This is a genomic window from Neobacillus sp. Soil_C_43, from assembly GCF_057656715.1.
Window position 1 is genome coordinate 1 of record NZ_JBDGJV010000006.1, and the last position, 20,930, is coordinate 20,930.

A 20,930-nucleotide genomic window follows, 5' to 3' on the forward strand; every position below is an offset into this window, starting at 1 on the left:
TCTTTTCGAATGTAAATTTGGTCATAAAAACACCCCGTAAATGTTAGTTTGGTGTCTAACATTTACGGGGCAGATCAAATTGGGTGCTTTATAAATAGGATTGATCCTATTCTAGGTGTTGGAAATTAGTATGGGTACGGATATGGGTAAGGATATGCAGGGTAGGTAGGATACGCTGGATATGCTGGTACTGGGTATCCAACAGGTGTGCCGGCTGCGGCACCAAGAGCTAAGCCTGTAAGAGCACCTGTTGCAAATCCTGGATAGAATCCACCGCCACCATAGCCCCAACCACCATGTCCATAGCCCCAACCACCATGTCCATGATAATGTCCATGATCGTGTCCCCAACCACCATGTCCATGGCCGTGACCGCCATGAACGGGTCTATAATCATTAATCAAATTCATATTAGTATTCATATTTACCACCTTTTTATTCAAATTTGTTGATGGAATATCATATGGGTGAATGTATAAAAAGGTTTTATTTTTTTGCCTGTGTTAAAAACAGTGATGATTTTTACACCCTGTTGATTGGAGCGGAAATCAACAGGCAAGTTTAACAGAGCCATTTTTTTAAAAGGATGTATGAGCATGAATGAGCAAATCAAAAAGATAGTTAGTAAGATTCCCAAACTTGAGGAAGGGAAGCGGTTTATTATAGGAATAGATGGATTAAGTCGCTCTGGAAAGACAACATTGGTAAAACATCTAAGCCAAATGTTAACAGAAGAAAAGCTACCTTTTTATGTGTTTCATATAGATGATCACATTGTCGAAAGGGACAGGAGATACAATACAGGTCATGAAGAGTGGTTCGAATATTATCAATTACAATGGGATATTCAGGGGTTGAGGGATCAACTTTTTGAAAAAATAAAAGGTTCTCATTCATTTGAACTTTCATTCTACCAAGATGAATCAGATACACAAATGACCAAACAGATTACCCTTCCCGATCCGTGTGTCGTCATTATTGAGGGCGTTTTTCTACAGCGGAAAGAATGGAGTAATTATTATGATTTTCTTCTCTATCTAGATTGCCCTAGAGAAAAAAGATTTCTTAGGGAAAGTCAGGAGACCCAAAAGAAATTATTAAAGTTTGAAAATAGGTACTGGTTAGCTGAAAATTTTTATCTAGAATCAGAACGACCTATAGATGGAGCTCATATGGTTCTACATGGTTAATTGATTCTTGTTCCATGGATTTGAGGTTTGGAGGTTGAGAAATGCATGTTTTTTATATCTACCATTAATGTAAGTTAGTTGACGTTAGTGGTAGGTATAAATTATACTTTTAATAAAAGGAGGGTTTAATTAAAAGTGCCTGTTAAAAAATCTGAAAATATAGAATATTTAATATCCGACCTTGTAGAAGAGTTTGGCATTAGTCAACGTACAATCCGTTATTATGAAGAATTAGGGTTAATTCATCCAAGGAGGACTGCTGGGAATCACCGCGTTTACACGAAAAGGGATAAGGCCCGTATTAAGATGATCTTGAGGGGAAAGAATTTAGGTTTCTCCTTACAGGACGCAGCAACTCTTATTAATTTATATGACATAGACCCTACTCAAATTAAACAGTATAGCGAGGGGATTAATTTAGCGTATCTACATTTAAAGGAGGTGCAGGAACGAAAGAAAGAGTTGGATCTGCTGGAGAAGGATTTATATGATGCCATTGCTGAAGCTAAAGGGTTCTATCAATCTTTAAAACAAAAGGAGGGAAATGATGTCTAAAAAGGTTGTAGTGGAACACCAAGACGGAGTAGCTGTAATAACCGTTAATCGACCAGAAAAACATAACTGTATTGATGGAGAAACAGCACAATTGCTTTATGAGGCTTGGGTAAATTTCCGAGACGATGACAAGGCTAAGGTAGCTATTTTAACAGGCAGTGGTTCATCGTTTAGCTCAGGTGCTGATTTAAAAGCAATTGACACCTTAGGTCCCCAAAATCAATATGATGCGGATTTTGTTTATGCTGGGAAAGGGTATTTAGGTTTTACAAGAATGACAGATTTATTTAAACCAACAATTGCTGCTGTAAATGGCTACTGTTTTGCTGGTGGTCTGGAAATGGCAGCGTGGTGTGATATTCGAATTGCAGCAACGAATGCAGAGTTTGGTTGTCTAGAGAGACGATGGAATGTTCCATTAGTAGACGGAGGCACACAGCGAATCCCAAGGATTGTTGGTTGGGGAAGAGGGATGGACTTAATATTAACAGGAAGAAAAATCGATGCAGTTACTGCATTGGATTGGGGATTGGTGACAGAAGTTGTGGAGCCTATTAATCTATTAAATCGTGCTTTAGAACTAGCACATAAAATGGCCTCTTATCCACAAGGATCACTAAGGTCCGATAAGCAAGCAGCTGTAAGAGGTTGGGGACTTCCTCTTGAAGAAGCGCTACGAATAGAATGTCAGTTAGGAATGCCACATACTAGAAGTGAGGAAACGAGGCAAGGATTAACTAATTTTATCAATCGAAAGGGGTAAAAGGATGATTGCTGCTGAGCTGATTAAAAGAGGGGCTAAATACTATGCAAAAGAAACAGCAGTTATATACAGGGACCAGAAACTAACGTTTGAAGAGGTCCATAAAAATTCAAACCGCTTGGCTAATGCTCTTTTTAAATTAGGTTTAGAAAAAGGCAATCGTATTTCATTTTTGCTGGCTAATTCTATTCATAGTGTGGAAATTGACTTTGCTATGTTAAAGTCTGGGTTGGTACGAGTTCCTCTAAATACAAGGCTTTCCGAAGAAGAACAATTTCATATGATTATGGAAACAGATTCAAAGGCAATTCTTTTTACAGAAGAATTTGCCGACCGTGTGAGGAGCTTAAGAGAAAGACTTTCAAATGTATCATTATTTTGCCAAGTGGACGGTATCCCAAAGTATGAATGGATCATACCTATATACTTAGAAATGAAAACGGTTACAGATGAAGATCCAATTGTTCCGTTATCAGAAGAAGATTTTGCAACCCTCCAATATACATCAGGTACCACCGGTAAGCTAAAGGCAGCTATTCATACACAAGGATCCTGGGCAGCTATTGCAACTAATGTCCTGTCAACACTCACCATTGAAAAAGGGGACATTATGATGCATGCTGCACCACTTACACATGCGTCAGGAACACTTGTCCTACCACATTGGATTCGAGGCGCAGCAAATGCCATTCTTCCAACTTTTCATCCTCTAGAATATCTTCAAGCAGTTGAAACGATTAAACCAACAACTCTCAACTTAGTTCCAACCATGATAGTTATGTTGTTGTCACATCCGGAAGTAGAAAAATATTCATTTAATTCTGTTCGAAGTTTAATTTATGGTGCATCCCCAATGCCTCGGGAAGCGTTGAAAAGAGGGCTTGAATTATGGGGGCCAAAATTTATTCAATATTTCGGTCAAACGGAAGCGCCTCTCATTCTATCTATCTTACCGGTAGAAGACCATGTTTTAGCGCTTAAAAATCCCAAGTATTACGAAAGGCTATTATCATGTGGAAGACCGACAGCTACAACCGAAGTGAAAATTGTCGATGAGAATGGGAAACAAGTAGCTGAAGGGGAAATCGGTGAGATTATTGTGTCCTCGAGTCAAGCTATGACTGGTTATTGGAAGGAAGATGAATTGACCGCAGAAACAATAAAAGGAAAGTGGATCTATACCCGTGATATGGGCTACATAGACCAAGAAGGCTATCTATATTTAGTAGACCGTAAGTCTGATATGATTATTAGCGGTGGGTTTAATATTTATCCAAGAGAAGTGGAGGAAGTCTTATATCAACACCCAGCAGTAATGGAAGCGGCAATTGTCGGAGTGCCTGATAAAACATGGGTGGAAAGTGTAAAGGCCTTCGTTGTGTTAAAAGAGGGACAACAGGTTTCAGAAAATGAGCTGATTGATTATTGCAAGGCACATCTCGCCTCTTATAAAAAACCTAAACATGTCGAGTTTATAGATAGTTTGCCTAAAAGTGCAGTAGGGAAAGTAGTTAGAAGAATGCTCAGGAAAGAAGATTTGAGGAAGTAAATGCAGCTTGCCTTAGATTCGTATAAAAAAGCAATATTCGACTGAATTGGTTACGGGTATTGCTTTTTTATACTTCATCATTAATTAAGGATTTGTTGACCAAAATCCTGCCTTCTTCCGTTTATATTTTTATGCAGTAACCTAGAATCCTAGGAAAGGGAATATCAATAATAAATGGAATATATAATGAATCAACACTCATTTTACTAAATTCAACTTATATTGATAATTGTACTATAGAAATGGGAGGGACCTTTGATGGCTGTTATTCCTAGACCTGCATCAACTGTTGTATTAATGAACGATTTGTCTCAGGTCTACTTGACCAAAAGACCAACAACCATGAAATTTTTTGGTGGTTATTGTGTTTTTCCTGGGGGTGCGGTAGATAAGAATGACTATAAAATTGATAGTCATTACATTAAGTATGGAAACCATGATGAGACCTTTCATCTTGCTTATTATGTAGCTGCAGCAAGAGAATTGTTTGAAGAAGTAGGGATACTACTTGTAAGTACTGGAGACGGAGCTCTTACTAATATAGAATCAAATAAGGTAAATAAATACCGTAGTCTTCTTCTGAATCGAGAAATGTCATTCTTAAATATGTTGGAACAGGAAGGATTTCAGCTACAACTTGAAAATTTAACATACTTTGGGCATCTCATTACACCAGAGGTTAACCCGATTCGATTTGATACAAGATTTTTTCTCGCTCAATTGCCAAATGGACAATTTCCCAATCCTGATAGTAATGAGATAGATGACGCCTTTTGGTTTTCTCCAAAGGAGGCATTAATCGCGCATCAATATGGAGACATTTCGTTAGCTCCACCAACCATTTTAGCACTTAAAACCATTATGAACTTCAATAAAGGCGGCCCCTTAATGATGCCAGATCTAGAAACTGCAAAAAAATGGTTTGATAGAAAATAAAACTAAATTGAACGGTTGTTCGTATGTGTTTATAATTACTTTGTCTCAAATGAGTGGTTATTTTGGTTGCTAACCATTCTTTGTGGCCGAGTAGCTTTGTACCATTGGAAGCAAAGTATGATGATAAGAATTAGGTCAATTGCATCTCCCCCATAGTACATAAGTATTGCACCGGATTCTGCCTGATTCACGGAAATCCCTTGCGGGGGATAAGCATAAATGTACTTAGAAAGGACATTGTGACCGGTTAAGGCCAATACCAGTACCATGGCTCGATAGGCAAAGCTTGTCCGGTGTGGTGTTGGATCTATATTGATAAATGCCGAGGTAAAGGCAAAACCAGTGAGAAATACATGAAAATGTACTACCACGTGGAGCAAAATACTTTGTTGCGTGGTATTGTATAGACTGCTTGTGTACAATACCCAAAGTCCTCCCACATTGAGAAGGGAAGCAACAATTGGGTTAGTAATAAATCGAATCGGTGTAGTTCTTAAAATCTTAGAAAGGGTGCGAGCTGTTCTTACATTTAGCGTTCGGAAAATAAGTGTCAATGGGGCAGCTAGAACCATTAGAAGTGGAGCCAGCATCCCAAGAAGGAGATGACCAATCATGTGTACCTTGAAATACATATGACCATAAACAGCGATTTGTCCGGCAACTGCCCCCATTGCGCAGGAAACACCTACAAACCAAAAAAAAACACGGTAAAATGGCCATGGCTTTTGCAGGTGAATGGTTATGACCACTAATACAAGGTAGAAAACTAATAACAGAACAAACGGCATGACTAATAACAATTGGGGAGTTAAGTTCCCCAAAAGCTCGTCATTGTGATGATAGGTATGCATATTAATTAGCAGCCTCCATTTGTCGGATTCTTTTGGCGCTGCGGATGACTAGAACGATTCCTATAATAATCATAATGATAGAAGTAATATGCCAAACCATGTCGTAGGGCAAAATCTGTACATTATAACGAATTTGGTGAAGTCGCATCAGTTTATGCTGAATCGTACCATCATAAAATTGAAACCCTCCAGCACCGAGCAGTACTCCTCCCAACCACCTCATTGGTAACCATGCATTTCTTCGCCGAAAGTCAGCCAACATAAACAATCCACCCACTGTGGCAAACCAACTTAACGCGTGGAAAAAACCATCTGAAACTAGACCGATTGCTTTTGTTGATTTATCGTAAAAATGGTGCCAATGCAGCAATTGATGAAATACCGTTTCATCAATAAAAGCAACTATTCCAATTCCAAATAGAATGCCAGACCATAGATTACGATTTATGTATATAGAACGGGGGGGCCCGTTTGAAATGTCTTTTGGATATACATTTTCCTCCATAAGAACCTCCATTATTTACTAAATTACTATTATTTTCTCCTAAAGATAATGAAGTAATCACTATTGGGGGAATTTCCAATCATAAAAAGCCATCGAATACTAAAAATGAAAATTAGTATGCGACGGCATTATATTGACTTATTATTCTCCTTTAAATGCTTCAGGATTTACTAAATTTTTAGGTCGTTTTCCTGTTAGGCCAGCTAGTAAATTTTCTACAGCTAAATTAGCCATTTTCAATTCGGTTTCAAGGGTAGATGATCCGATATGCGGAGTTGTGACAACATTAGGGAATTGAAGAAGTGGATGGTTTTCATTTATGGGTTCTATTCGGTAAACATCCAATGCTGCACCATAAATCTCTTTATTTCTCAGTGCCTCAATAAGAGCAGATTCATCGACAGTTTTCCCACGGGAACCATTTACAAAAACACAAGAATTCTTCATTAACTTAAATTCACGTTCACCTATTAAATTCTCAGTCTCAGGTGTAAGTGGGGTCATCAAACAAACAAAATCTGACTTCTTTAATAGTGTATCAAGGTCACAGTATGTAGCATCATATTTTTCCTCAGCTTCAATATTGCGGCTACGATTATGATACAAAATTTTCATATCAAATCCCAAATGTCCTCGTTTAGCTATTGTTGAGCCGATTCTCCCCATTCCAATAATCCCCAATGTTTTATGGTGGACATCAATGGCATATTGTTCAGTTGTTAAATGCCCCGTCCAATGCCCTGCTTTTACGAAGTAATCTAATTCAGCAATTCGTCTAGCAGCTGCTAGGAGAATTCCGAATATTGCATCAGCTGTTGTATCTTCTAATACACCAGGTGTATTTGTTCCCATTACGCCACGCTTTGTCATCTCATCGAGAGAAAGATTATTAAAACCAGTAGAGTTATTTGAAACAATTTTTAACAGCGGGGCATGTTCAAGTAGTTCCTTGTCAACAGGAAGGGCTAGACCAACAATACCTTCAGCCTGCTTTAGTGCATCTAAAAAGGCAGAGTCTGTTTTGGGGTTAATTCCGTCAAAACATTCCACTTCGAAACGATCATCAAGTTGTTCAAGAGCTTCTGTTAATACAAAGTTATAGGCAATTATTTTTCTTTTCATCAGAAAGAGATCCCCTGTTCTTAGACATATTTTATATTTATAACTTGACATAGAAAGTGGTATGAGTCAACCGGTCTCATAGAAAGGGATATGAATATTCTGAAAAAAAGAAGGTAGTATTTTTTTGATAGGGCTAAAGTACCAACTTTGTGATAAATGGCAAGTTTGTACATTTTTTTTAATAAGTATAGATACGGGAAAGTAATTTAATAAAGGGGGAACTTTTAGTTGAAAAAGAATAGGTTTATTCTTACGATGGTCTTTCTTTTAACCATGTCTTTGATTCTTGCAGCTTGCGGCAATAAGGATGAGGGGAAAGGAAAAAAGACAGAGGAAAAGCCAAAATTTATTAGTATTCTTACAGGCGGTACAGGGGGTACGTATTATCCGCTAGGTGGATCGTTTGCAAAAATTATTAAGGATGCAACAGGAATTGAAGCAAATGCGGAAACCTCTGGAGCATCTGCGGAAAATATGACAACTCTTAAAAAGGGCGATGGCGAAATTGCATTTACCCAAACAGATATTGCTTCATATGCAAATCAAGGGAAGTTGATGTTTAAAGATAATAAGGTAGACAATGTCAAAGCAATTGCTACTCTATACCCTGAAACGATACAACTAGTAACAACGAAGAAATCCGGGATTAAATCCGTCGAAGATTTAAAAGGGAAAAAGGTATCCATTGGTGCTCCTGGATCTGGAACTGCTGCGAATGCTGAACAAATTCTTGAAGTGCACGGGATGACCTTAAATGATGTAAAGAAACAAGACCTATCCTTTGATGAATCCACACAAGGAATTCAAGATGGTACCATTGATGCAGCATTTGTTACAGCAGGTATACCAACAGGTGCTGTTGAAGGACTTTCGGCAACTGAGGATGTAGTCATTATCCCGATTGAACAAGACAAAATTGATGCCCTTATCAAAAAGTATCCTTATTATGTAAAGGATGAAGTGCCTGCGGGTACGTATGGCTTAAAGGATAAGGTAACCACTGTCGCTGTTCAAGCAATGTTAGTGGTAAGAAGTGATCTTTCTGAAAAAGTAGTCTACGATATTACGAAGGCCATCTTTGAAAATCTAGACCAAGTAACACATGCAAAAGGAAAGTTAATAAAAGTTGAAAATGCGCTAAACGGCGTAGGAATTGACGTTCATCCGGGTGCACAAAAATATTTTGATGAAAAGGGTGTTAAGGCACCTTAATAATATTGTTCGTATTGGCGTGTGACCGGCAGCAGTGTAGCTTGCCGGTCTCACTTTCTCCATAATTTAAAAAAAGGAGTGTATATGAGACGGAAAAAGTTATTACTAAGTATCATCTTGCTAGCATTCTGCTTTTTTATTGCTATTACTCTCCTAGTGTTTATACCACTAAAGCTAGCGATTGTTTTTCAACCATTTCATTCCTATGCCAAGCTAGCTTATATTCCATTAAAAGGTGAATCTGAGTTCCAAATCAAATACACACACTCGATCCATTTAACAGATGTAGTCGAAAGCTACAAAATTACAACAAGTCAGCAAATACAACAGTATGAGCTGATGTATGAGGATTTTTCGATTGGTATGCCCTCTAATGCGGAGGTAGGTGAAACATTTGAACAACAAAATGGAAAATATTACATCAAAAATATGAAACGAGTCTTTCCTTATTTTTATTTACGAATTGGCCAGGTTCGGGCTAATCATCGGGTGATTTTTCAAAGCAACGAATATCCTCTATCCCGAACCATAAAACCTGGTACTTCTGTCAAAGTAGAGGTACGAAAGATAACCTTTTTTCAGCAATGGAAAGGAGTGAATATCCTTGAGTCACTTTGAAGAAGCACTTTCTGAAGAAAAACAGCAGGAATTGATGGAGAAGTATGATCCAGAAGCTGGAACTAGGAAGTTGACGGGTGTATTTGGCTGGATTGCCTTTTTGGGTTTATTAGCATTTTCCCTATTTCATCTCTATACTGGCATATTCGGAGTGTTAACCGCTCAACTTCAACGATCTATCCATTTAGGATTCGCCCTTGCACTTATTTTTTTACTTTTTCCAGCTCGTAGAAAAAATAGAGGCAAGGAACACCGTGTAGTTTGGTATGATTTAATATTGGCCATATTTTCTGTTATCGTCGGTATTTATTGGCCATTGATGATGGATGATTTGGTTCTACGCGCAGGAAATGTAACCAATCTTGATTTTTATGTTGGACTTGTTGCAATTTTATTAGTATTAGAAGCAACGCGTCGTGCGGTTGGCTTGCCAATTACAATTATTGCTGTAATTTTTATGGGGTATGCTATTTTCGGCCCTTACATGCCAGGATTCATTGCCCACCGAGGCCTGGATCTCGAACGATTAGTCCAAACAATGTTTTTTACCACTGAAGGAATATTAGGCACTCCAATTGCCGTTTCTTCCACTTTTATTTTTCTTTTCCTCCTTTTCGGTTCTTTTTTAATAAAAACAGGGGTTGGTGAATATTTTAATGACCTTTCCATTGCGATTGCTGGCAGGAGCGTTGGTGGCCCAGCGAAAGTAGCTGTTTTCTCTAGCGCTTTACAGGGGACGATTAGTGGAAGTTCTGTTGCAAATGTGGTTACCTCAGGCGCCTTCACTATACCTATGATGAAAAATCTTGGCTACAAGAAGGAATTTGCCGGTGCAGTGGAAGCCTCATCTTCAACAGGTGGCCAATTAATGCCACCAGTAATGGGTGCTGCTGCCTTCCTAATGGTTGAATTCATCGGTGGTGGAATAAGCTATTGGGATATTGCAAAGGCTGCAGCAATTCCAGCGATACTATATTTTACCGGTATATGGATTATGACACATTTAGAAGCGAAGCGAATTGGGCTAAGAGGGTTAACAAAGGAAGAAATGCCAAATCGGAAAGAAGTGCTTAAAAAGCTGTATTTGCTGCTACCAATTATCGCAATTATCATACTCTTAATGTCTGGTATGAGTGTGATCCGCTCAGCCTTATGGTCAATTGTAATAACTGTTTTGGTAAGTGCGTTCAGAAAAGATACTAGGATTGGTTTTAAAGGAACAGTTGATGCATTGGTAGATGGAGCGCGGTCCGCACTGGGAGTTGCTGCAGCCACTGCCGCCGCAGGGATTATTGTTGGAGTGGTGACAAAAACGGGGTTAGGCTTAAAAATGGCAAACGGTTTGCTAGATTTAGCGGGAGGCGCATTATTGCCAACATTATTTTTAACAATGATTGCAGCGCTTATCTTGGGAATGGGATCTCCAACGACAGCAAATTATGTGATTACATCAACGATTGCAGCACCAGCTATTATCTTATTAGGAGTACCTGATTTATCTGCTCATTTATTTGTGTTTTACTTTGGTATCGTGGCAGATATAACCCCTCCTGTTGCCTTAGCTGCATTTGCTGCAGCAGCCATTTCAGGAGGTGAGCCGTTTAAAACTGGTGTTGAATCGTCAAAACTGGCTATTTCAGCTTTTATCATTCCTTATATGTTTGTTTTATCACCGGAATTGTTAATGATTGATACAACATGGACGTATCTTATTTGGGTGGTATTTACAGCATTTATTGGGATGTTTGCCATAAGTGCTGGAGTAATTGGGTACTGGATGAGAAAAATGTTTTGGATTGAAAGGATAGTAGCTTTAATTGCTGGATTGTGTCTTATTTATCCAGAAAAGATTAGTGACATCATTGGACTAGTTTCATTTGGAATATTGTTGGGTCTTCAATTCTTCCAAAAAAGCGAAAAAATGCGACAAACAGGAAAATAAAGAAGGATGTTAATACTTTTAAGATTGGTATAAAAATAGGTAAAGCCCTCAATTAATTTGAGGGCTTATTTGCTATTAAATATATTTAAAATTCTTATTACTTACCGTTCAATATGACTAATTGTCCAAATTTCGACATTTCCTGTTGGAACCTTTACCAAAGTTTAGTAGAATAGTAGGAAAGATAAAGTGTAAAACTATTTCTGATAGGGCAACTTTCTCACTATATAAAATACCAGTATAGTTTGCTAAAATAACAATAAGTAGAATAGAATTCTACAAAATACATAGTAACAAAGTCTATGATGAATTTTTTGAATAATGTGGCAATGTAGTAGCCGAGTAGGAGGAATTATTAATGTGGGATTTTAATATGGATATAGATCAGGTAGCTAGAATTAAAGTAATAGGTGTTGGTGGAGGAGGAAACAATGCCGTTAATCGAATGATTGAGGCAGGAATTCAAGGTGTGGAATTTATAGCAGTTAATACTGACGCACAAGCTCTCAATCTATCAAAAGCAGAGATTAGGATGCAAATTGGTGCTACATTGACAAGAGGATTAGGAGCAGGTGCAAATCCAGAAGTAGGTAGGAAAGCAGTGGAGGAAAGCAGGAGTCAACTGCAAGAGGTGTTAAAGGGTGCAGATATGGTCTTTGTAACAGCCGGTATGGGCGGAGGAACTGGAACAGGTGCGGCTCCTGCAATTGCCCAAATTTCCCGTGAACTTGGGGCACTAACTATTGGAGTAGTTACACGTCCGTTTGGATTTGAAGGAAAAAAACGTGCATCAAACGCTCAAAGTGGAATCGATTTAATGAGGAAAGCGGTTGACACTCTTATCATTATTCCAAATGATCGTCTATTACAAATTGTAGATAAAAAAACACCGATGATCCAAGCCTTCCGAGAAGCAGATAATGTTCTACGCCAAGGTGTACAAGGGATTTCCGATTTGATTGCAGTTCCTGGATTAATCAATCTTGATTTTGCTGACGTAAAAACGATCATGTCTAATCAAGGTACAGCTCTAATGGGGATTGGAGTAGCAAAGGGCGATGGACGTGCGGTGGAAGCGGCCAAAAAGGCAATTTCTAGCCCATTACTCGAGACTTCAATCAATGGTGCTCAAGGGATATTAATGAATATTACCGGAGGAACCGATTTAAGTTTGTATGAAGTTCAAGAGGCTGCAGACCTTGTTGCTTCTGCAGCAGACCATGAATTAAACATGATTTTTGGTTCAATTATTAATGAAAATTTTAAAAATGAAATCATGATAACGGTGATAGCGACAGGCTTTTCAAATGAACAACCTTTACACAAAAATGTGTCATCTGCTTCTTCAAGGGAAGAGAAGTCTAGACCACAGTTTGGAACCCTTCAACCTAAACAGGAACCATATGTACGTGAGGAATCGATTCTTGATAACAGTCGACAGTTGAAGGAACAGGAAGAATCGAAAAATGATTATAGTCATCATCAAGTTCATGAGTCTGACGATTCACTCGATATTCCAACATTTTTACGAAATCGGAATAGAAGGAATAGATAGCTTTATTTTGGGTACAAACAGAAGAGTAATAGAAGTTGAAAATAATAATAGTGAGCTCATTTCTTTTATAGAGATGAGCTTTCCTTGTCGGATATCATAAATTAGTCATAGGGCATGAAAATTGAACAAAAACCCAACCGATTTTTTCGACATTAAGTTGGAATATTCGCAAAATAAATTTTATTGAAAGCGTATGCTATAATGATGATATAAAAATCACTGCAAGGAGTAATCGCTATGTTGAAAGATATTTTTATGAGTTTGTCTCAAAACCAATTTCTAAATAGTGCTGCTAAAAAATATGGTTTAAAAATGGGGGCACAAAGTGTCGTTGCAGGAACGAATATTGAAGAAGTTATTAAAAGTATAAAAGAGCTGAATTCACACGGAATTTCTTGTACAGTGGATAATTTAGGAGAGTTCGTTTTTAAAGAAGAAGAGGCCAATGCTGCAAAAGAACAAATCCTTAATGTAATTGAAGCGATTCATGAGCATAAAGTAGATGCGCATATTTCTTTAAAACCTACTCAATTGGGCTTAGATATTGAATATTCTTTCTGTTTAAATAACTTAAGAGAAATTGTTGATCTAGCAAACCGTTATGGTATCTTTGTAAATATAGATATGGAGGATTATAGTCATTTAAGTCCTACATTTGATTTACTTGACGATCTTTCTTTAGAGTACGAGAACGTTGGAACAGTTATTCAGTCCTATTTCCATCAGGCGCAAGAGTATATTGAAAAATATAAAAATTATCGCATCCGAATTGTAAAAGGTGCGTATAAAGAATCACCAGAAATCGCTTACCAAGATAAAAATGATATTGATGCTAATTTTATTAAAATATCTGAATGGCATTTATTAAATGGTAAATTTACATCAATTGCTACTCATGACCATAGAATAATAAACTACTTAAAGGATTTTGTTAAAAAGAACAATATCCCAAATGACAAGTACGAGTTCCAAATGTTATATGGATTTAGAAAAGAGCTTCAATTAAAGTTGGCAAGTGAAGGATTCAATTTCTGCACATATGTTCCTTTTGGTAATGACTGGTATGGATATTTCATGAGACGCCTAGCTGAACGGCCACAAAACTTAAATCTTGTTGCTAAACAAGTGTTTAACAAAAAAACAAATACAATTATTGGTGTAGCAGCAGGTGCATTCTTATTAGGTAAAATGACCAACAAGCAAACCAAGAAAAAAAGAAAATAATACAGACAAAATCCTTCCATCAAATTGATGCGAGGATTTTTTTATTACAGGGAAAATTTTCCACACTTATGGATTCAAAAAAGGCACCTAGCCTTTGTGGTTATTACAATCACAAAGGTTAGGCACCAGGTTTTACGGCATTATAAGAAAAATTAGTATCATCCCATTGGAATATGCCTTCTTGAAGCTTTATTCTATGATCGAAGGGACACGTAGAAGGGTTTATGTTTGACTCTTCTTCTCCAGTGGTCATTTGCTCCAATATTAGTTGCTTGAAACGAAGTAAATCTGTTTTAGATGCAATCCGAATGATTCGATCTAAAGTAATACTTTTCTCACTGATTCCATGACAATTACAAATACTTGTTTGAAAACCTTTATTAAACTGAATCATCATGTGTAAATCATTGATACTCGCAACCCCAAAAACCTCTTTTATTACATCCTCATAACGTAGCTGTTTCCCAGTTGCAAATTTAATCATATTCCTCTCAGGATTTTCTAAGAAATAAACCGTTTCAATCGAACCGTCCATGTATAGCACCTTTTTTCCAATTATTTTTCTATCTCAATGAATTAAGAATGGTGGTGGAGTTATAAACCTTCTTGTATAACAACACTCATTCTAATCCCTTCTATTCTTATTATACCATACTTTATCATGGGTGACGGAAAAGCAATCGGTTTGTGTCGATATAGCCACAGTAATAATGACATGCCTTGACGAATAAAATGGGTGAATGGGATTGAATTCCATAGTGATCAATAAATTGGGATTAGAACACCACTGAATAACTAATAAGAGGAGTAGTTGGGGCAATGAGCAAACGAAATTGGGCTATTTCAATTTTTGTCATTAGTAGTCTAATAGGATTGACGGGGTGTACAGAGGGAACAACAAAAGAAATTTCACGGGAGAAAAAGGTAATACAACCTCAAAAGCAATCTGAAAAACAGCCGAAAGAAGAACCACCGAAGGTAGAGGAACCTAAGCAAATTGTTGTTAATGTCATTGACCCGAATACCAAAACAATTATTAAGAGCTTTATACCGAAAGATATGGGGTTTGAAACCAACAAAGAGACCTACAAGAAGGAAATTGAAAAATGGGCAAAAGATTTGGCGAGAGGAACTGAAACAACAACGGGGTATGACCAGCGAATGGTACTCGATAAAATTGATGCAAATGGGCAAATCATTAAGGGAAAACCGAAAGTGATATTAGAGGAATCGGAATTAGTAGAAAAGGTTATGGCCGCATCTCTTATTGGTGGAGACATTGAACTGCCCTTGTACGTTACTGAAAGTGGCTATAAGCCTGAGGAAATCGCTCATTTAGGAGAAGTAATAATAGGAAAATTTACTACAAGATTTAATAGCGGAGTGGTGGGGCGTTCAAAGAATATCGAGTTATCAGCACAAGCTATCAACAATATCATTGTTGGATCCGATGATATTTTTTCCTTTAATACTACGGTTGGACCTAGTGACACTGCACACGGGTATCAAAAGGCAAAAGAAATTGTAAATAAAAAAATGGTAGATGGGATTGGTGGAGGAATTTGCCAGACTTCTTCCACGTTATTTAATGCGGTGGATTTATTAGCAGTAACCTATGTAGAAAAGCATCACCACTCATTATCAGTTGGTTATGTTCCTGCCGGTCGTGATGCGACAGTGTCATATGGTGGCCCAGATTTTCAATTTAAGAATACAACGGGATATCCATTTTTAATAAAAGCAATTTATGGAAATGGAACCTTAACTGTGGAAGTAAGAACATCAGCTGCTTATCAAAACCTCATAGCAAAAAGATAAAAAAGAACACAAAAGGTGACAAGCACAGCGTTTGCTTGTCACCTTTTATTGTATAATAGCATTAAAGAGAGGTGGTAAATAATGGTGTTACTTTTTAAAAAAAGAGAGTTCAGGATCGCAACTTCGGGGATGGATTCTGTTGAGAAAATAAGATTGGGAGGAGTGGAACAGACCGTACTAATTCAGGCAGAAAATCCTTCAAAACCAGTTCTGCTTTTTATTCATGGAGGACCGTGTATGCCTGTTCCAGGTGTAGTCTCTCGAGGTCAAGATTATGCCGTGTCTACTACAACTAAAGAACTCGTTAAACACTTTGTTGTTGTGTTTTATGATCAACGAGGTGCAGGAAAATCTTATGATAAGAATACACCGGCTGAATCTATGAGAGTCGAGCAATACATTACTGATTGCAATGAATTAGTAGATGTACTCAGAAGCCGCTTTAACCAAGAAAAGATATATTTGGCCGCACATTCATGGGGGTCCATTATTGGATTAAATATGGCCTTAAGATATCCGGAAAAACTTCATGCCTATTTTGGTATTTCACAAATTTTAAATTGGACAAATAATGATAAACTCTGTTATGACTGGGTTGTAAATAAAGCAAAACAAGCCAATGATCAAAAGACTTTGAAGAAATTGTATGAATTAGGACAACCTCCCTATCTTAAAGTAAAACAATGGACCGAATTTCGCCGACCGCTAATTAAATATAATTCTATGGTATATAAAAGTGAAACGGTAAAACATCCTGGTATGATTGGAGGGTTAAAACAATTTTTTACTAGTTCTGAGTATTCCTTAATGGATATTTTCCATTCCTTTTATAGTGCCTATAATCTTACATACACCCAAGAATTAATCGAGGATTTTGCAAAAATAAATTTAAATCAACTAAAAAAAGTAGAAACTCGAATTGCATTTTTACATGGTACAAAAGATGCTCATGTAGAAGGAAAACCGGTGGAAACCTTTTTTAATAATCTAGAGGCACCACTTGGAAAAGATATGGTTTGGTATGAAAATTCATCGCATATGTTTCATCCCGAGGATGCTAGAAAGATAGAAAAATATATTATTGATTTTGCCCAAGCTTAATGTTTGAATGGGATAGCAATGACCCACTAGGAGACCACGTATATACTTATACGTGGTTTTTATGACGACCGAATTTATTGAGTAAATGCATATTCAACCTTTTTCAAGCAAAAAATACATTTGGCTCATTTAGTAAAAAATAGGAGGTAATATATGAAATCGTATTATAGGATATTCATGTACTCAGTAATGCTTGCCCTATTTGGATGGACAGGACAGAATCAAGCTTTTTCACGAGTAGTAGACGATCAGAATCATTATAGTGCAAACAAAACAAAAAATGATGTACTTCAAGTGGCAAGGCAAAATCCTCAAGGGGATCAAGGCCTATCCGAAGAATATCATGGACATCAATCTGATCGTCCTGAAGCCAAAAATCCTATAAAGGCAAAGCCACCTGCAGCGGACACCCGGCTTGTTCAAGTTCAACTTTTAGGAATCAATGATTTACATGGTCAGTTAAATGTTACTCGTAAAGTAAATGGAAAGCCTGCAGGGCGTATTGACTATTTAGCTGCTTATCTAAAACAAAGAGAAGCGGAGAATAAAAACACACTTCTTGTTCAGGATGGAGATATGGTTGGCGCAAGTCCACCAGTATCGGCACTATTACAGGATGAACCGACTATTAAGGTATTGAATAAACTTGGATTTGATATAGGTACTGTTGGAAATCACGAATTTGATGAAGGTTTAAATGAACTCCTTCGTTTAATAAATGGCGGCTCCCATCCAAAAACAGGGGATTTTGCTGGTTCTACATTTCCATGGATAGTAGCTAATGTAATCAATGAGAAAACAGGAAAACCTATTTTACCTCCCTATCACGTGATCAAGGTAAATGGAATGCCAATTGGTTTCATTGGGGTGGTAACAACTGAGACACCAACTGTCGTTGTACCAAGTGGTGTAGCGGGCTTAAAATTCACCGATGAGATAGAAGCGATTAACCGCAATGTAGCTGAATTAAAAAAACAAGGAGTAAAATCGATTGTTGTTCTGGCCCATAATCCAGGTACATCTGGCCCAAATGGAGAAAATCCTACAGGTCAGCTTGTTGATATCGCCAATCGAGTGGACGACGAAGTAGATATTATTTTTGGTGGTCATAATCATGCCTATATGAATGCTACAATTGATAATAAACTGGTAGTTCAGTCGTATTCTTATGGGACGGCTTTTTCAGACGTTGATATTGAAATTGATCCGAAAACGAAGGATATTGTTTCCAAGCGGGCAGAGATTGTAACAACCTTTCAAGAAGGGATAGAGCCAGATCCTGAAATTAAGAAAATACTTGAAGGCTATGAAGCGAAGGTAGAGCCAATTGTTAAACGGATAGTTGGATCTACATCTGATAACTTAACAGCAAAGCAAAATGAAAATGGTGAATCTGTTCTTGGGGATTTCATTGCCGATGCACAAAGAAAAGCGATGAATACAGATATCGCCTTTATGAACCCTGGAGGTATACGAGCTGATATTGATCCGGGTGATATTACCTGGGGTGAGGTATATACGGTACAGCCTTTTAATAATGAATTGGTAAAAATGACAATGACCGGGCAGCAAATTCGTGACTTGCTTAACCAGCAGTGGGGTACAAGAACTGCGATCCTACAAATTTCTGGTTTAACATATACTTGGGACCCTAATAAACCTGTTGGAAACAGGATAGTGAGTGTCAAGCTTTCGGACGGTACAGAACTTGATTCCGCTAAGTCGTATACGGTAACAGCAAATATCTTCTTATCGGGTGGGGGAGATGGTTTTACTGAATTCACTAAAGCCCAAAATAAAGAAATTGGTCCGGTTGATTTAGATGCGCTTGTTAATTACATTACCGCACAGCCAAAATCGTTTTCCTATCCACTTCAAAATAGGATACAGAGGGTACAATAATACAAAAAAGGATGGCTCTTCTGTTTAGAGCCGTCCTTTTTCATTAGTTGACCTTTGATTTAAATAGATAGAAGATTTAGAATAATCTATATAAACAATTTCATTAATTAATAGGGGAAGTGAGAAACATGGAGCAATTTATTTCACCAAAGAAAATTTACCATGGGGCAGGATCGTTAACAAACTTAAAAGATATATTAAAGGATTTACAAGCTAAAAGAGTGTATTTATTATCTGACCCAATTGTAAAGGAATTAGGTGTGATTCAACCCATTCTCAGCATCATTGAAGAGCTAAATATTGGAATTCAATTAGATATTAATGTTGTGCCGGAGCCTTCTATAGAGGTAGGGAATCAAGTGGTGACTAAAATTAGAAAATACAATCCTTGTTTAGTTATTGGTGTAGGTGGAGGGAGTGCGCTTGATTTAGCAAAGGCTGCTGCCGTCCTTGTAGAAAATGAAGGATGGATAGAGGACTATTTAAATTTAAGCGGAACGAAAAAGTTTTCAAAAAAGGGGCTGCAAAAGATTTTAATTCCGACGACATCTGGAACGGGTGCAGAGGTTACAGATATCGCTGTTTTTTCTTTAGAGGAAACAAAAGATGTTATTACTCACGAATATTTGTTGGCTGATTATGCAATTGTCGATTCATCGTTAACTTACACATTACCACCAAGAGTAACAGCTGCAAGTGGCATTGATGCCTTCACACACGCCTTAGAGGCTTATACTTCAAAAAACGCCACTCCACTAACTGATATTTTAGCACTAGAAGCAATGAGAAAGATAATTGGTAGTATTCGTACGGCAGTAGAGAACGGTCAAGATCGGCCAGCAAGAGAACAAATGTCATTAGCCAGTTTATTGGCGGGATTAAGTTTTTTTAATGCAGGTGTGGCAGGGGTTCATGGTCTAGCTTACCCCCTTGGTGGCTTATATAAAATACCTCATGGGGAATCAAATGCTGTTTTATTGCCTTACGTCTATGATTATATATGGCCGGCTTGTTTGGAAAAAATCATGGCAGTCGCCGACCTATTTTCGATAACGAGCAAGGGGAAAAGTGGAAAGGAAATCGCGCAGGAAGTGGTTCATTGCTTACTAGACTTGGTGCAAGATGTCGGTCTGCCTACAACACTAAGTGCGTATAACATCCAACGGAAGGATATCAAACGGTTGGCTGAGAATGGGATTAAACAGAAAAGGCTATTAAATAGGAGCCCAAAAGAGTTTACTATTGAAGCAATTCAACAAATTTACGTCAAGGCTTATGAAGGAGATATAACAAGATAATTAACTAATGGAGAAGGGGGAAGCCTTTATGTATAAAAAAGTCATTGAACCTCGTGTTTCTGAAACGGATGGGGTGGGTCATATTAATAATACAACCATACCAATTTGGTTTGAGGCCGCTAGAAACGAAATTTTCAAATTATTTACCCCTGACTCTTCCTTTGAAAATTGGAAAATGATTATTCTCAATATGAACGTGGATTATTTAAAACAAATATATTTTGGAAAGGATGTAGAAGTTTTTACATGGATTAATAGGATAGGAAATTCCAGTTTACAGCTTTATGAGGAAATCCATCAGGAAGGAAGAATTTGTGTAAAAGGAACAGCCACTTATGTAAATTTTAATCTCAAAACACAACAATCTGAAACAATACCTCAAGAGATTAGAAGAGAACTGGAAAAGAATCTTTATCAACTAGATGAATGATAAAGAAAAAGATGCTTGATATTTTATGGAATATACATTAGTATTTATTTTAACCGCTTTATACAAGATGTTGTTATGTCTTTGTGATAAAAAACTATATATTGTGTTTGCCTTGAGGAAAGATGCCGTTAGGCTTAATAGGGAATCTGGTGAAATACCAGAACTGCCCCCGCAACTGTAAATGCTGACGAAATGGGAAAACCACTGTATAAGAGAGTTTAATTGATTAGGCGCTTATACGGGAAGGGCTCATAGTAGGGAGAAGCATAAGTCAGGAGACCTGTCTTTCTTAAGATGTTTCAACTTCTTCGGGGATTGAGAAGATGAAACGGTGGCGACAGGAGACACCAGAAATTTTT

20 protein-coding genes and 1 riboswitch are annotated in these 20,930 nt (G+C 37.5%); of the genes, 15 read left to right on the plus strand and 5 right to left on the minus strand.

From position 1 onward, the window contains the following. Positions 1–125 precede the first annotated feature (125 nt). Complete coding sequence (locus AC3A54_RS09965; protein ID WP_487654333.1) at positions 126–422, minus strand: hypothetical protein; 297 nt, start codon at positions 420–422, stop codon at positions 126–128. 168 nt (positions 423–590) lie between these two features. Between AC3A54_RS09965 and AC3A54_RS09970 the strand changes: the two genes are divergently transcribed. The 5 genes from AC3A54_RS09970 (at position 591) to AC3A54_RS09990 (ending at position 4,993) form a co-directional block, all read left to right on the plus strand. Further along, positions 591–1,190 carry a kinase gene (locus AC3A54_RS09970; protein ID WP_487654334.1) on the plus strand — a complete coding sequence of 200 codons (600 nt, stop codon included), beginning with the start codon at positions 591–593 and terminating at the stop codon, positions 1,188–1,190. Positions 1,191–1,325: 135 nt separating this feature from the next. Continuing rightward, positions 1,326–1,745, plus strand: coding sequence for a MerR family transcriptional regulator (locus AC3A54_RS09975; protein ID WP_487654335.1), 420 nt, complete (start codon positions 1,326–1,328; stop codon positions 1,743–1,745). After that, positions 1,738–2,508, plus strand: coding sequence for an enoyl-CoA hydratase-related protein (locus tag AC3A54_RS09980; RefSeq protein ID WP_487654336.1), 771 nt, complete (start codon positions 1,738–1,740; stop codon positions 2,506–2,508). The genes AC3A54_RS09975 and AC3A54_RS09980 overlap by 8 nt, the downstream gene beginning before the upstream one ends. Before the next feature lie 4 nt (positions 2,509–2,512). After that, a complete protein-coding gene (locus tag AC3A54_RS09985) occupies positions 2,513–4,057 on the plus strand; it encodes a class I adenylate-forming enzyme family protein (protein ID WP_487654337.1) in 1,545 nt (514 codons plus the stop codon). 258 nt (positions 4,058–4,315) lie between these two features. After that, positions 4,316–4,993 carry an NUDIX hydrolase gene (locus AC3A54_RS09990; protein ID WP_487654338.1) on the plus strand — a complete coding sequence of 226 codons (678 nt, stop codon included), beginning with the start codon at positions 4,316–4,318 and terminating at the stop codon, positions 4,991–4,993. 35 nt (positions 4,994–5,028) lie between these two features. Here AC3A54_RS09990 and AC3A54_RS09995 read toward each other — a convergent pair whose 3' ends face one another. The 3 genes from AC3A54_RS09995 to AC3A54_RS10005 all read right to left on the minus strand — a co-directional run bounded on the left by AC3A54_RS09995 (position 5,029) and on the right by AC3A54_RS10005 (position 7,471). After that, positions 5,029–5,844, minus strand: coding sequence for a cytochrome c oxidase assembly protein (locus AC3A54_RS09995; RefSeq protein WP_487654339.1), 816 nt, complete (start codon positions 5,842–5,844; stop codon positions 5,029–5,031). 1 nt (position 5,845) lies between these two features. Next, positions 5,846–6,349 (minus strand): DUF2243 domain-containing protein, encoded by a 504-nt coding sequence (locus AC3A54_RS10000; protein ID WP_487654340.1) that lies wholly within the window; start codon positions 6,347–6,349, stop codon positions 5,846–5,848. 141 nt (positions 6,350–6,490) lie between these two features. Continuing rightward, positions 6,491–7,471, minus strand: a complete 981-nt coding sequence (locus AC3A54_RS10005; protein WP_487654341.1) for a 2-hydroxyacid dehydrogenase — start codon at positions 7,469–7,471, stop codon at positions 6,491–6,493. 228 nt (positions 7,472–7,699) lie between these two features. On the opposite strand from AC3A54_RS10005, the gene AC3A54_RS10010 reads away from it, so the two are divergent. From AC3A54_RS10010 to AC3A54_RS10030, 5 genes are all read left to right on the plus strand, one after another. Next, positions 7,700–8,683 (plus strand): TAXI family TRAP transporter solute-binding subunit, encoded by a 984-nt coding sequence (locus tag AC3A54_RS10010; RefSeq protein ID WP_487654342.1) that lies wholly within the window; start codon positions 7,700–7,702, stop codon positions 8,681–8,683. Positions 8,684–8,767: 84 nt separating this feature from the next. Further along, on the plus strand, positions 8,768–9,301 hold the full coding sequence (locus tag AC3A54_RS10015) for a DUF1850 domain-containing protein (protein WP_487654343.1): 534 nt from the start codon (positions 8,768–8,770) through the stop codon (positions 9,299–9,301). Positions 9,302–9,335: 34 nt separating this feature from the next. Then, positions 9,336–11,243: a TRAP transporter permease gene (locus AC3A54_RS10020; RefSeq protein WP_487654523.1), complete on the plus strand. Its 1,908-nt coding sequence runs from the start codon at positions 9,336–9,338 to the stop codon at positions 11,241–11,243. 358 nt (positions 11,244–11,601) lie between these two features. Continuing rightward, entirely contained in the window at positions 11,602–12,798 is a 1,197-nt protein-coding gene (ftsZ, locus tag AC3A54_RS10025) for a cell division protein FtsZ (protein WP_487654344.1), read from the plus strand. Between the two features lie 237 nt (positions 12,799–13,035). Continuing rightward, positions 13,036–14,022, plus strand: coding sequence for a proline dehydrogenase family protein (locus tag AC3A54_RS10030; protein WP_487654345.1), 987 nt, complete (start codon positions 13,036–13,038; stop codon positions 14,020–14,022). 118 nt (positions 14,023–14,140) lie between these two features. Here AC3A54_RS10030 and AC3A54_RS10035 read toward each other — a convergent pair whose 3' ends face one another. Further along, positions 14,141–14,557 carry a hypothetical protein gene (locus AC3A54_RS10035; RefSeq protein ID WP_487654346.1) on the minus strand — a complete coding sequence of 139 codons (417 nt, stop codon included), beginning with the start codon at positions 14,555–14,557 and terminating at the stop codon, positions 14,141–14,143. A gap of 284 nt (positions 14,558–14,841) precedes the next feature. Between AC3A54_RS10035 and AC3A54_RS10040 the strand changes: the two genes are divergently transcribed. The 5 genes from AC3A54_RS10040 (at position 14,842) to AC3A54_RS10060 (ending at position 20,571) form a co-directional block, all read left to right on the plus strand. Then, positions 14,842–15,840 carry a VanW family protein gene (locus AC3A54_RS10040; RefSeq protein ID WP_487654347.1) on the plus strand — a complete coding sequence of 333 codons (999 nt, stop codon included), beginning with the start codon at positions 14,842–14,844 and terminating at the stop codon, positions 15,838–15,840. Between the two features lie 81 nt (positions 15,841–15,921). Beyond that, positions 15,922–16,941, plus strand: coding sequence for an alpha/beta hydrolase (locus AC3A54_RS10045; protein ID WP_487654348.1), 1,020 nt, complete (start codon positions 15,922–15,924; stop codon positions 16,939–16,941). Positions 16,942–17,094: 153 nt separating this feature from the next. Continuing rightward, positions 17,095–18,843: a bifunctional metallophosphatase/5'-nucleotidase gene (locus tag AC3A54_RS10050; RefSeq protein ID WP_487654349.1), complete on the plus strand. Its 1,749-nt coding sequence runs from the start codon at positions 17,095–17,097 to the stop codon at positions 18,841–18,843. A gap of 128 nt (positions 18,844–18,971) precedes the next feature. Beyond that, positions 18,972–20,141, plus strand: a complete 1,170-nt coding sequence (locus AC3A54_RS10055) for an iron-containing alcohol dehydrogenase (RefSeq protein WP_487654350.1) — start codon at positions 18,972–18,974, stop codon at positions 20,139–20,141. A gap of 28 nt (positions 20,142–20,169) precedes the next feature. Next, positions 20,170–20,571, plus strand: a complete 402-nt coding sequence (locus AC3A54_RS10060; protein ID WP_487654351.1) for an acyl-CoA thioesterase — start codon at positions 20,170–20,172, stop codon at positions 20,569–20,571. A 103-nt stretch (positions 20,572–20,674) separates the two neighbouring features. Further along, positions 20,675–20,873, plus strand: a riboswitch (cobalamin riboswitch). Positions 20,874–20,930: the final 57 nt, after the last annotated feature.